Annotated in this window: 12 protein-coding genes; 11 read left to right on the top strand and 1 reads right to left on the bottom strand. The window is 72.2% G+C overall.

Annotated features, from left to right (window positions below; genetic code table 11):
* The first annotated feature begins 108 nt into the window (after positions 1 to 108).
* The 10 genes from ABD323_RS01295 to ABD323_RS01250 all read left to right on the top strand — a co-directional run bounded on the left by ABD323_RS01295 (position 109) and on the right by ABD323_RS01250 (position 8,788).
* Complete coding sequence (locus tag ABD323_RS01295) at positions 109 to 462, top strand: HIT domain-containing protein (protein ID WP_344437964.1); 354 nt, start codon at positions 109 to 111, stop codon at positions 460 to 462.
* A gap of 4 nt (positions 463 to 466) precedes the next feature.
* Positions 467 to 1,381: a ribonuclease Z gene (locus tag ABD323_RS01290; protein ID WP_344437962.1), complete on the top strand. Its 915-nt coding sequence runs from the start codon at positions 467 to 469 to the stop codon at positions 1,379 to 1,381.
* Between the two features lie 170 nt (positions 1,382 to 1,551).
* Entirely contained in the window at positions 1,552 to 2,655 is a 1,104-nt protein-coding gene (locus tag ABD323_RS01285) for a PhoH family protein (protein WP_344437960.1), read from the top strand.
* Between the two features lie 14 nt (positions 2,656 to 2,669).
* A complete protein-coding gene (ybeY, locus tag ABD323_RS01280) occupies positions 2,670 to 3,164 on the top strand; it encodes an rRNA maturation RNase YbeY (protein WP_344437957.1) in 495 nt (164 codons plus the stop codon).
* A 6-nt stretch (positions 3,165 to 3,170) separates the two neighbouring features.
* On the top strand, positions 3,171 to 4,502 hold the full coding sequence (locus tag ABD323_RS01275) for a hemolysin family protein (RefSeq protein WP_344437955.1): 1,332 nt from the start codon (positions 3,171 to 3,173) through the stop codon (positions 4,500 to 4,502).
* Positions 4,503 to 4,599: 97 nt separating this feature from the next.
* Positions 4,600 to 5,598 carry an aldo/keto reductase gene (locus tag ABD323_RS01270; protein WP_344437953.1) on the top strand — a complete coding sequence of 333 codons (999 nt, stop codon included), beginning with the start codon at positions 4,600 to 4,602 and terminating at the stop codon, positions 5,596 to 5,598.
* Positions 5,599 to 5,675: 77 nt separating this feature from the next.
* On the top strand, positions 5,676 to 6,029 hold the full coding sequence (locus tag ABD323_RS01265) for a cytidine deaminase (protein ID WP_344437951.1): 354 nt from the start codon (positions 5,676 to 5,678) through the stop codon (positions 6,027 to 6,029).
* Positions 6,030 to 6,100: 71 nt separating this feature from the next.
* Positions 6,101 to 6,250: a hypothetical protein gene (locus ABD323_RS01260; protein ID WP_344437948.1), complete on the top strand. Its 150-nt coding sequence runs from the start codon at positions 6,101 to 6,103 to the stop codon at positions 6,248 to 6,250.
* Between the two features lie 43 nt (positions 6,251 to 6,293).
* Positions 6,294 to 7,244 carry a GTPase Era gene (gene era / locus ABD323_RS01255; RefSeq protein ID WP_035806094.1) on the top strand — a complete coding sequence of 317 codons (951 nt, stop codon included), beginning with the start codon at positions 6,294 to 6,296 and terminating at the stop codon, positions 7,242 to 7,244.
* Positions 7,245 to 7,312: 68 nt separating this feature from the next.
* Positions 7,313 to 8,788, top strand: coding sequence for a M16 family metallopeptidase (locus tag ABD323_RS01250; RefSeq protein ID WP_344437944.1), 1,476 nt, complete (start codon positions 7,313 to 7,315; stop codon positions 8,786 to 8,788).
* 97 nt (positions 8,789 to 8,885) lie between these two features.
* On the opposite strand, the gene ABD323_RS01245 is transcribed toward ABD323_RS01250, so the two are convergent.
* Positions 8,886 to 9,167: a protealysin inhibitor emfourin gene (locus ABD323_RS01245; RefSeq protein WP_344437941.1), complete on the bottom strand. Its 282-nt coding sequence runs from the start codon at positions 9,165 to 9,167 to the stop codon at positions 8,886 to 8,888.
* A gap of 403 nt (positions 9,168 to 9,570) precedes the next feature.
* Between ABD323_RS01245 and leuA the strand changes: the two genes are divergently transcribed.
* Positions 9,571 to 11,352, top strand: a complete 1,782-nt coding sequence (gene leuA / locus ABD323_RS01240) for a 2-isopropylmalate synthase (RefSeq protein WP_344437939.1) — start codon at positions 9,571 to 9,573, stop codon at positions 11,350 to 11,352.
* Positions 11,353 to 11,504: the final 152 nt, after the last annotated feature.

The raw sequence follows: 11,504 nt of genomic DNA, 5'->3' as shown, positions 1-11,504 counted from the left end.
GACGCGCGCGCCCCCCCGCCCCCCCCCCCCGCCCCCGCGCCGCGGCCGTGCGGCTCGGCTAGGCTGCCGCTGCGTCAGATCACCAGGAACCAGCACGAGGAGAGCTTGATGGCCGGCGAGCCGCAGGCGGACTGCCTGTTCTGCAAGATCGTGGCGGGCGAGATCCCGGCCACCGTGGTCCGCAAGGGCGAGCACACGCTCGCCTTCCGCGACATCCACCCGCAGGCGCCCACCCACATCCTGGTGGTCCCGCACGCGCACCACCCCAACGCCGCCGCGCTGGCCGCCGCCGAACCGCTGGTCGCCGCCGAGCTGCTCACCGAGGCCGCCGCGGTGGCCGCCGGGGAGGGCCTGAGCGACTACCGGCTGATCTTCAACACCGGCGCCGGTGCCGGGCAGACCGTCTTCCACGCGCACGTGCACGTGCTGGGCGGCAGGCCGCTGCGCGAGGGCATGGTCTGATCCGGTGTCCCAGCGTGAACTCGTCGTCCTCGGCACGGCCAGCCAGGTGCCGACCCGGCACCGCAACCACAACGGCTACCTGCTGCGCTGGGACGGCGAGGGCCTGCTCTTCGACCCGGGCGAGGGCACCCAGCGCCAGATGCTGCACGCCGGCGTCTCGGCCACCGACCTGACCCGGATCTGCGTCACGCACTTCCACGGCGACCACAGCCTGGGGCTGGCCGGGGTGGTCCAGCGGATCAACCTGGACCGGGTCCCGCACCCGGTGCACGCCTACTACCCCGCCTCCGGCCAGGTCTTCTTCGAGCGGCTGCGGCACGCCACCGCCTTCCACGAGAGCGCCGAGCTGCACCCGCACCCGGTGGCCGGGCCCGGTCCGCTGCCGGCCCCCGGTGCGCCCTTCGCGCTGGAGGCGGTGCGGCTCTCGCACCCGGTGGAGGCGTTCGGCTACCGGCTCACCGAGCCGGACGGGCGGCGCCTGCTGCCCGAGCGGCTGGCCGCGCTGGGCCTGCGCGGTCCGGCGGTGGGGCGGCTGCAGCGCGAGGGCGCCGTCGAGGTCGAGGGGCGCACCGTCACGCTTGCGGAGGTCAGCGAGGTGCGGCGCGGGCAGCGGTTCGCCTTCGTGATGGACACCCGGCTCTGCGAGGGCGTGCACGCGCTGGCCGAGGGCGTGGACCTGCTGGTCATCGAGGCGACGTTCCTGGCGGCCGACGCCCACCTGGCGAAGGAGCACGGCCACCTCACCGCCGCCCAGGCCGCGCAGGTGGCCGCCGAGGCCGGCGTGCGGACCCTGGTGCTGACCCACTTCTCGCAGCGCTACCCGGACCTGGCCGGCCACCTCGCCGAGGCCCGGGCGCACTTCGACGGCGAGCTGGTGGTGGCCGAGGACCTCGCCCGGATCCCGGTCCCGCCGCGCTGAGCGCCGCGAAAACGGGTGGCGCCGCCGTCCCGGCTGCCCCACCATCGATCGGGCCGCACCACAGCGAACACCTGCGCGGCGTACCCTGGTGACCCCGGCACCGACCGAGTGGCACCCCGAGACCACGGATGGGATGAGGCAGGCCCCAGCGCCGACCCATGAGCGAACCGATGAGTGACACCGCACAGACCCGCGCCGACGGCGGCGACGGCTTCAGCGCCCGGATCGTGATCCCCGAGAAGCACCCGATGGTCACCCTGCTCGGCGCCACCGATTCCCTCCTGCGGGTGATCGAGCGCTCCTTCCCCGAGACCGACATCCACGTCCGGGGCAACGAGGTGACCGCCACCGGCGACCGCGAGGACATCGCGGTGGTCCAGCAGCTGTTCAGCGAGATGATGCTGGTGCTGCGCACCGGCCAGCCCCTCACGGAGGACGCCGTGGAGCGCTCGATCGCCATGCTCAGGAGCGCGGCCCTGGACCCGTCGGGCGGCGCCGAGAGCCCCTCGACGGTCTTCACCGCGAGCATCCTGTCCAACCGGGGCCGCACCATCCGCCCCAAGACGGTCAACCAGAAGAACTACGTCGACGCGATCGACCGGCACACCATCACCTTCGGCATCGGCCCGGCCGGCACCGGCAAGACCTACCTGGCGATGGCCAAGGCCGTGCAGGCGCTGCAGGCCAAGGAGGTCAACCGGATCATCCTGACCCGGCCCGCGGTCGAGGCCGGCGAGCGGCTGGGCTTCCTGCCCGGCACGCTCTACGAGAAGATCGACCCCTACCTGCGCCCGCTCTACGACGCGCTGCACGACATGATGGACCCCGACTCCATCCCCCGGCTGATGGCCGCGGGCACCATCGAGGTCGCCCCGCTCGCCTACATGCGCGGGCGCACCCTGAACGACGCCTTCATCATCCTGGACGAGGCGCAGAACACCTCGCCCGCGCAGATGAAGATGTTCCTGACCCGCCTCGGCTTCAACTCGCGGGTGGTGGTCACCGGTGACACCAGCCAGATCGACCTGCCCGGCGGCACCCGCAGCGGCCTCAAGGTCGTCCAGGAGATCCTCCAGGGCGTGCCGGACATCCACTTCTCGATCCTGACCAGCACCGACGTGGTCCGCCACAAGCTGGTCGGCCGGATCGTGGACGCCTACGAGCGCTGGGACGCCGAGAACGCCGAGGACGCGCCGCCGGCGACCCCGCGCAAGGCCGCCCCGCGCGGTCCGCGCAGCCGTACCCCCCGACAGTCCCATCGCACCGAAAGCTGAGCACAGACCCCTTCATGTCCATCGACATCGCCAACGAGTCCGGTTGGGACGTCGACGAGGAGTCCATCCTCGACGTCGCCCGCTACGCCCTCGACCAGATGCGGATCCACCCGCTCTCCGAACTGTCGGTGATCCTCATCGACAGCGAGGGGATGGAGCAGCTGCACATCCAGTGGATGGACCTGCCGGGCCCCACCGACGTGATGTCCTTCCCGATGGACGAGTTGCGTCCCGGCAAGGAGGGCGAGGAGCTCCCGCAGGGCCTGCTCGGCGACATCGTGCTCTGCCCGGAGGTGGCCAAGGCCCAGGGCCTGGCCGCCCCCTCCGAGCACTCGATGGACGAGGAGCTGCAACTGCTCACCGTCCACGGCGTGCTGCACGTGCTCGGCTACGACCACGAGGAGCCGGAGGAGGAGCGGACCATGTTCGCCCTCCAGAAGCGGATCCTCGACGACTGGCGGTCGGGGCGTGGGCTGTCGGGGATCTCCCCAGCCCCCACCACCCACTGATCCCCGATGAGTGGTGACAGTACGAGCCTCCTGGTGGGGGCCTTCCTGCTGGTCATGCTCGGCTGGCTGGCGGCCTGCGCGGAGGCGGGCATCTCGCGCGTCTCGCGGTTCCGCGCCGAGGAGGCCGTGCGCAACGGCCGGCGCGGCGCGGACCGGCTGCTGACGCTGGCCTCCGACCCGATCCGCTACCTCAACCTGGCCACCCTGATCCGGGTGGCCAGCGAGATGGCGGCGGCGGTCCTGGTCACCGTGGTCTGCGTGCGCAACATCCAGCAGACCTGGCAGGCGGTGCTGCTGGCGTTCGGCGTGATGGTGCTGGTCTCGTTCGTGGCGGTCGGCGTCTCGCCGCGCACCATCGGGCGCCAGCACCCGCTGACCACCGCCACCACGGCCTCCTTCGTGCTGCTGCCGCTGGCCAGGATCCTCGGGCCGATCCCGCGGCTGCTGATCCTGCTCGGCAACGCGCTGACCCCGGGCAAGGGGTACCGCGAGGGACCGTTCGCCTCCGAGGCGGAGCTGCGCGCGCTGGTCGACCTGGCCGAGAAGGACGACCTGATCGAGGACGACGAGCGCCGGATGGTGCACTCGGTCTTCGAGCTGGGCGACACCATCGTGCGCGAGGTGATGGTGCCGCGCACCGACCTGGTGATGATCGAGCGGCACAAGACCGTCCGTCAGGCGCTCACCCTGGCGCTGCGTTCCGGCTTCTCGCGGATCCCGGTGGTGGGGGACAACGAGGACGACGTGGTCGGCATCGTCTACCTCAAGGACCTGGTCCGGCGCACCCACGTCAACCGGGAGGCGGAGTCGGAGCAGGTGGACACCGTGATGCGCCCGGCGGTCTTCATCCCCGACAGCAAGCCGGCCGGCGACCTGCTGCGCGAGATGCAGCAGATGCGCTCGCACGTGGCGATCGTGATCGACGAGTACGGCGGCACGGCCGGCCTGGTGACCATCGAGGACATCCTGGAGGAGATCGTCGGGGAGATCACCGACGAGTACGACCGGGAGATCGCCCCGATCGAGGACCTCGGGGACGGCTCGTACCGGATCACCGCCCGGCTGCTGGTGGAGGACCTCGGCGAGCTGTTCGGCATCGCGCTGGTGGACGAGGACGTCGAGACGGTCGGCGGCCTGCTCGCCAAGAACCTGGGCCGGGTGCCGATCCCGGGCTCGGCCTGCGAGCTGCCGGTACCCGAGGAGGGTGCGGGCGGTCCCGCGGCGATCACGGCGATCCGGCTGATCGCCGAGAGCTCGGCCGGCCGGCGCAACCGGATCGGCACGGTGGTGGCCACCCCGGTGCGCCACACCGCCGAGGAGCCGCAGCCGCAGGACTGACCGCCCCGGAGGCGTGCGCCCACGCCGCGGCCGGCGGCGCGGGCCGCCGGCCACAAATCTGTGGACGGTCCGTCAGTTCCTTGGTAACTGTGGCCACATGACGACTCTTGCGACCCGTTCCCTCGGTGCGTTGCGCACCTCCGCCCTCGGCTTCGGCGCGATGGCCCTGTCACCCGGCATGTACGGCGAGGTCGACGACGACCGGGCGCTGGGCGCCCTGCGCGCCGCCCTGGACGCGGGTGCCACGCTGATCGACACCGCCGACGGCTACGGCGCCGAGGGCCACAACGAGCAGCTGGTCGGCCGGGCGGTGCGGGGCCGGCGCGAGGAGGTGGTGATCGCCACCAAGTTCGGCTTCCGGATCCCGGACGGCGCCCCCGCGCACCGCTTCCCGGTCAACGCGGCCTTCGGGGAGCTGGCCGTCAACAACGACCCCCGGTACGTGCGCGGCTATGCCGAGCAGTCGCTGCGCAATCTGGGGACCGAGGTGATCGACCTCTACTACCCGCACTTCCCGGACCCGGTGGTGCCGTTCGAGGAGACGATCGGAGCGGTGGCCGAGCTGGTCGAGGACGGGCTGGTGCGTCACCTCGGGCTCTCCAACGTCACCGCCGAGCAGGTGCGGCGGGCGCACGCGGTGCACCCGGTCGCCGCGGTGCAGGTCCAGTGGTCGATGTGGCAGCCGGCCGACCCGCAGCTGCTGGCGGCCGCGCGCGAGTTGGGCGTGGGCGTGGTGGCCTGGAGCCCGCTCGGCGGCGGCTTCCTGACCGGTACCGTGAGCGAGCTGGGGGAGGGCGACTTCCGCCACAACCTGGCCCGCTTCGATCCGGCCAACCTGCGGGCCAACAACGACCGGTACGCCCCGCTGCGCGGCATCGCCGCCGAGCTCGACCTCACCCCGGGCCAGTTGGCGCTGGCCTGGCTGCTGCGCCAGGACGAGCACGTGGTGCCGATCCCCGGCAGCCGCACGCCCGCGCACATCGAGGAGAACCTCGCCGCGGCCCGGGTGGAGCTCTCGGCGGACACCCTGGTGCGGATCGAGCAGGCGCTGGCGCAGTTCGCGCCGCAGGGGAGCGGGGCCTTCCTGGCCGGCTGAGCGGGTCGGGGCCGAGGGGGTGGGGCAGGGCGGTCGGGGCGGGCGGCCCGGCGCGGTCCGCCCGGTCCGCGCGGCCTATGCTCGGCGGCATGACTGAGCTCGATCCCGAAGACCAGAAGATCATCACGCTGGCCCGCTCGGCCCGTGCCCGCAACGGTGTCGCGGAGGGTGCGGCCGTCCGCGACGAGACCGGCCGCACCTACGTGGCCGGCACCGTCGAGCTGGCCTCGCTGCGGCTGAGCGCGGTGCAGACCGCGGTGGCGATGGCGGTGGCCAGCGGCGCCAAGGGGCTGGAGGCGGCCGCGGTGGTGAGCGCCGGGCAGGAGCCGGCCGCGCAGGACCTGGCCGCCGTGCGGGACCTCGGTGGCGCCGGCACCCCGCTGCTGCTGGCCGGTCCGGACGGCGCGCTGCGCACCCGCGTCGAGGCCTGAGCCCGGTCCTGCCAAGGAAGTCGACGGAAAACCCGATAATCTCACTCCCACTGGGAGGGGGTGGGGCCCTGATGGGGACCCTCGGGTTTTTCGCCGCGCTGCTGGCGGTGGTGATGGGCCTCGGCCGCTGGCACGAGACCGGTTCGCCGTACTGGCTGGGCGGCTCGATCGCCCTGCTGGTGCTCACCCTGGTCGGGGCGTTGCAGTCGCGCCGGAAGTGACCGCGCGGCGGGGTGTCGGGTGGGTCCCGGGTGATCAGGGAGAATGGTCCCCATGAGCGACACTCCCTCCTCCCCGGCAGCCCCCTACCGCTCGGGTTTCGCGTGCTTCGTCGGCCGTCCCAACGCGGGCAAGTCGACCCTGACCAACGCCCTGGTGGGGACGAAGGTCGCGATCACCTCCGACCGTCCGCAGACCACCCGGCACACCGTGCGCGGCATCGTGCACCGTCCCGAGGCCCAGCTGGTGCTGGTGGACACCCCCGGCCTGCACAAGCCGCGCACCCTGCTCGGCGAGCGGCTCAACGACCTGGTCCGCTCCACCTGGGCCGAGGTCGACGTGATCGGCTTCTGCCTGCCCGCCGACCAGAAGCTCGGCCCCGGCGACAAGTTCATCGCCAAGGAACTGGCCGAGGTCAAGAAGACCCCCAAGGTGGCGATCGTCACCAAGACCGACCTGGTCGACTCCAAGAAGCTCGCCGAGCAGCTGATCGCCATCCACCAGCTCGGCCTGGAGCTGGGCATCGAGTGGGCGGAGATCATCCCGGTCTCGGCGGTCGGCGACAAGCAGGTGGACCTGCTGGCCGACCTGCTCACCCCGCTGCTGCCGCTCGGCCCGCCGCTCTACCCGGACGGCGACCTGACCGACGAGCCCGAGCAGATCATGGTGGCCGAGCTGATCCGCGAGGCCGCCCTGGAGGGCGTGCGCGACGAGCTGCCGCACTCGCTGGCGGTGGTGGTCGAGGAGATGATCCCGCGCGAGGGCCGCCCGGCCGACCGCCCGCTGCTGGACATCCACGCGAACGTCTACATCGAGCGGCAGAGCCAGAAGGCCATCGTGATCGGCGCGAAGGGCGCCCGGCTCAAGCACGTCGGGACCACCGCCCGCAAGCACATCGAGGCCCTGCTCGGCACCCCGGTCTACCTCGACCTGCACGTGAAGGTCGCCAAGGACTGGCAGCGCGACCCCAAGCAGCTGCGCAAGCTGGGATTCTGAGTTTGCCCCTCCTTGACCGTTCAGTGGTCAATATTTGAATATCCCATCTAATTTCATATGATCATGCGATGCAGCGTGATGTGATCGACGGCGTCCCCGTCCTGTGGACCGAAGAGCCGGGCCCGCTCGAAGCGGCGCTCGTCTTCGGCTGCGGCGCGCGGGACGAGACCTTCCGCACCCTCGGGGTGACCCACCTCGTGGAGCACCTGGCGATGAGCACGCTGCCGCGCCTGCACCACGAGCACAACGCCGCCGTCGACCTGGACACCACCCGCTTCACCTGCTCGGGCCGCCCCGAGCAGGTGGCGCGCTTCCTGGAACTCGTCTGCCGGGCGCTGGGTGACCTGCCGATGGACCGCCTCGAGCAGGAGAGCGGCGTGCTGGCCGCCGAGGGCGGCCAGGTGACGCACCCGACGGTGGCCGCGCTGCTGTCGCACCGCTACGGGGCCAGCGGCCCGGGCCTGGCCCCCTACGCCGGCCCCGGGCCGGACCGGATCGGGCCGCAGGCGGTCCGCGACCTGGTGCAGCGCTTCTTCCACGCCGAGAACGCCGTGCTGGTGCTGAGCGGACCGCCGCCGGCCGGCCTGCGACTGCCGCTGCTGCCCGGCCGGCGCCCGGTGCGCACGGCGGCCGAGCCGCTGCCCGTGGTCACCCCCTCGTGGCGCGAGGACGACGCCCACGGCCCGGGACTCGCCCTGCGGGTCGACCCGCAGGACCCCGCCGTGCAGATGGCCGTGGCCGTCCTGGCGGAGCGCCTGCGGCTGGCCGCCCGCCACCAGCGCGGGCTCAGCTACCACGTGGGCTACGAGAGCGTCGCCGGCGGCCCGGGCCAGGGGCCGGGCGAGCAGGTGATCCACCTGGACGCCCGCGAGGGCGAGGCCGGGCAGGTCGCCGAACTGCTCTGGGCCGAGGCCTGGCGACTGGCCGAACAGGGCCCCACGGATGCCGAGTTGGCCGAGGAGCTGGCCGGCGCGGTCGAGCAGCTGACCTCCCCGGACGAGGACGACGAGGTGGCCGGCGCCCTGGGGGTCGAACTGCTCGACCGGCCCTGGTGCCCGCGCTCCGAACGCCTGGCGCGGCTGGAGAGGGTGACGGTCGATCAGGCGCGCACCGCCTTCGCCGCCGCGCTGCGCAGCGCGCTGCTGGTGGTCCCCTGCGGGGTGCGGCCCGACTTCGCCGCGGCCTTCCTGCCCGAGCACCGCGCCGGCGGCGGCCGGCGGCTGCCGACCGACGGCCTGGAGCTGCGCCCGCCGTTGCTGGCCCGGCTCTTCAGCGGCGACGCCCGCGCGGTGCGGCTGCGGGTCACCGACCGCGGCCTGACCATGCGCTTCCCCGGTGGCCAGGTGCACGAGGTGCGCTACGAGGAGGTGGTGGGCGTGGAGGCGCGCGGCGAGGGGCGACTGGTCTTCGGGGCGGGCGGCGACGTCATCCCGGTGATCGAGGACCTGTTCACCGACCTGCGGGCCGCGGTGCGCACGATCGACGCCGCGATCCCGCCGGCGCTGCACTACCCCGCCTCCGCCTACCGGCCCGCTGAGCTCTAAGCCCGTCGAGCTGTGAGCCCGCCGAGCTGTGAGCCCGTCGCGCGCTGGAGCGGCCGCACCGCGAAGTCGCCCGTCCCCGGCGGGCCTTGGGTGGCGCTCAGCCCGGCGGCAGGGTGACGCCCTGGTGCAGCACCAGGGAGACCAGCTCGCGCTGCGAGTCCGTCAGGCTCGGGTCGGCGCAGTGCACCGTGCGCCCGTCCACGGCGATCGCGTAGTGGTAGCCGTCCGGCACCCCGTATCCGGGCGTGCGGGCGGCCCCGGCGACCGCCTCGCGGGCCAGGGCGTGTACGTGCGGGGCGTCGATCCGTTCGACGGTGTCCAGCTCGGCCCGGAGTGTGCGCCCTGCGAAGCCGCCGGTCCTGGTCACCTGTATACGCATGGTCGCCAGTCTGCTACGCAACGATGGGATTCGCCCGGCATTTTGGACAATGGACCGATTTCTTTCCGGTGTCGGCCACCGGCGCACCGCGCCGCGGGGCCGGGCCACGGCCCACCCACGGCTCCGCCAGGGTCCGCTCGCGCCCCGTCTCAAGGAGTGGAAACGTGGGCCGGTTCACTTCGGCACCGGACGGGCCTGGGTTACGCTGGCACCATCATGCGTTACGGGCTGCTTCTTCTTAGCTGCCGCGGCGAGGGCCTGTAGACCGTTCAGAGGCCGGCTCCCTCGCCGCGGGATCTGTGCTGTGCGCATTCCAACGCCGTTGTGCGCCGCACCAGTCGGCCCGTCGGGTGACCATCACCCCGACCAGCCCGCCTCCGAAGAGAAGCCGAGAGTCTCACCCATGACTGAGCAGTCCTCCGTCGCTCGTGCGTTCATCGACCGGCCGACGCCGATCACCGCGGCCAGCGTGCAGCAGAAGCCGTCCGGGATGCCGTTCGGCCGCTACGTACCCTTCGGCACCGTCGACCTGCCGGACCGCACCTGGCCCGGCCAGGTGATCACCAAGGCGCCGCGCTGGCTGTCGACCGATCTGCGCGACGGCAACCAGGCACTGATCGACCCGATGTCGCCGGCCCGCAAGCGCAAGATGTTCGACCTGCTGGTGTCGATGGGCTACAAGGAGATCGAGGTCGGCTTCCCGTCCTCGGGCGCCACCGACTTCGACTTCGTCCGCTCGCTGATCACCGAGGGCGCGATCCCCGAGGACGTCACCATCTCGGTGCTGACCCAGGCCCGCGAGGACCTGATCGAGCGCACCGTGGAGTCGCTGGTCGGCGCCCCGCGCGCCACCGTGCACCTGTACAACGCGACCTCGCCGCTGTTCCGCCGGGTGGTCTTCCGGGGCAGCAGGGAGCAGATCAAGGCGATCGCGGTGGACGGCACCCGGCTGGTCATGGAGTACGCCGAGAAGCTGCTGGGCGACGAGACGGTCTTCGGTTACCAGTACTCGCCGGAGATCTTCATCGACACCGAGCTGGACTTCGCGCTGGACGTCTGCGAGGGCGTGATGGACGTCTGGCAGCCCGGCGAGGGCCGCGAGATCATCCTGAACCTGCCGACCACGGTGGAGCGTTCGACCCCCAACGTCTACGCCGACAAGATCGAGTGGATGTCGCGCAACCTGTCGCGCCGTCAGTTCGTGGCGCTGTCCACCCACCCGCACAACGACCGCGGCACCGGCGTCGCCTCGGCCGAGCTGGCCGTGATGGCCGGCGCCGACCGGGTCGAGGGCTGCCTGTTCGGACAGGGCGAGCGGACCGGCAACCTGGACCTGGTCAACGTCGGGATGAACCTGTTCTCGCAGGGCGTCGACCCGATGATCGACTTCTCGAACATCGACGAGATCCGCCGCACCTACGAGTACTGCAACCAGATGAGCGTGCCCGAGCGCCACCCCTACGCCGGCGACCTGGTGTACACCTCCTTCTCCGGCTCGCACCAGGACGCCATCAAGAAGGGCTTCGACGCGCTGGAGGCGGACGCGGCCGCCGCGGGCGTGCCGGTGGGCGAGTACACCTGGGGCGTGCCGTACCTGCCGATCGACCCCAAGGACGTCGGCCGCTCCTACGAGGCGGTCATCCGGGTCAACAGCCAGTCCGGCAAGGGCGGCATCGCCTACGTGCTGAAGAACGACCACAAGCTGGACCTGCCGCGCCGGATGCAGATCGAGTTCTCCCGGATCATCCAGGCCAAGACCGACGCCGAGGGCGGCGAGGTCACCCCCGCCGACATCTGGGCGGTCTTCCAGGACGAGTACCTGCCCACCCCGCAGAACCCGTGGGGCCGGATCTCGCTGCGCGAGCAGCAGAGCCTGACCACCGAGGACGGCCGCGACGCGCTGACCGTCGCCGCCGTGGTGGACGGCGTGGAGACGGTGCTGACCGGTACCGGCAACGGCCCGGTCTCCGCCTTCGCCGACGCGCTGGGCGCCATCGGCGTGGACGTACGGGTGCTGGACTACGCCGAGCACGCGCTGAGCGAGGGCGGCGACGCCCAGGCCGCCGCCTACGTCGAGTGCGCGGTGGGCGACCAGGTGCTGTGGGGGGTCGGCATCGACGCCAACACCGTCCGCGCCTCGCTGAAGGCCATCATCAGCGCCGTCAACCGCACGGCACGCCGGTAACCCGTACCGGTGGACTTCGCAGGCCGTCCCGCGCACCGTGCGGGGCGGCCTGCGCCGGTGGGGGACCGGTGTGGCCTGGGCCACATTTTTTCCCGTCGGCAGGTGTTCGGGGTACTGACACGTGCGGGCAACCGTGGCAACATCGACGCACC

It is taken from the genome of Kitasatospora nipponensis, assembly GCF_039528135.1.
Classification (GTDB): Bacteria; Actinomycetota; Actinomycetes; order Streptomycetales; family Streptomycetaceae; genus Kitasatospora; species Kitasatospora nipponensis.
Note: the sequence above shows the minus strand (reverse complement) of the source record. Positions and strands in the feature narration are given on the sequence as shown.

Coding starts and splice junctions, on each gene's coding strand:
- leuA (WP_344437939.1), top strand. CDS start 9,571: ATGACTGAGCAGTCCTCCGTCGCTCGTGCGTTCATCGACCGGCCGACG.
- era (WP_035806094.1), top strand. CDS start 6,294: ATGGTCCCCATGAGCGACACTCCCTCCTCCCCGGCAGCCCCCTACCGC.
- ABD323_RS01250 (WP_344437944.1), top strand. CDS start 7,313: ATGCAGCGTGATGTGATCGACGGCGTCCCCGTCCTGTGGACCGAAGAG.
- ABD323_RS01265 (WP_344437951.1), top strand. CDS start 5,676: ATGCTCGGCGGCATGACTGAGCTCGATCCCGAAGACCAGAAGATCATC.
- ABD323_RS01275 (WP_344437955.1), top strand. CDS start 3,171: ATGAGTGGTGACAGTACGAGCCTCCTGGTGGGGGCCTTCCTGCTGGTC.
- ybeY (WP_344437957.1), top strand. CDS start 2,670: ATGTCCATCGACATCGCCAACGAGTCCGGTTGGGACGTCGACGAGGAG.
- ABD323_RS01285 (WP_344437960.1), top strand. CDS start 1,552: ATGAGTGACACCGCACAGACCCGCGCCGACGGCGGCGACGGCTTCAGC.
- ABD323_RS01260 (WP_344437948.1), top strand. CDS start 6,101: ATGGGGACCCTCGGGTTTTTCGCCGCGCTGCTGGCGGTGGTGATGGGC.
- ABD323_RS01295 (WP_344437964.1), top strand. CDS start 109: ATGGCCGGCGAGCCGCAGGCGGACTGCCTGTTCTGCAAGATCGTGGCG.
- ABD323_RS01270 (WP_344437953.1), top strand. CDS start 4,600: ATGACGACTCTTGCGACCCGTTCCCTCGGTGCGTTGCGCACCTCCGCC.
- ABD323_RS01245 (WP_344437941.1), bottom strand. CDS start 9,167: ATGCGTATACAGGTGACCAGGACCGGCGGCTTCGCAGGGCGCACACTC.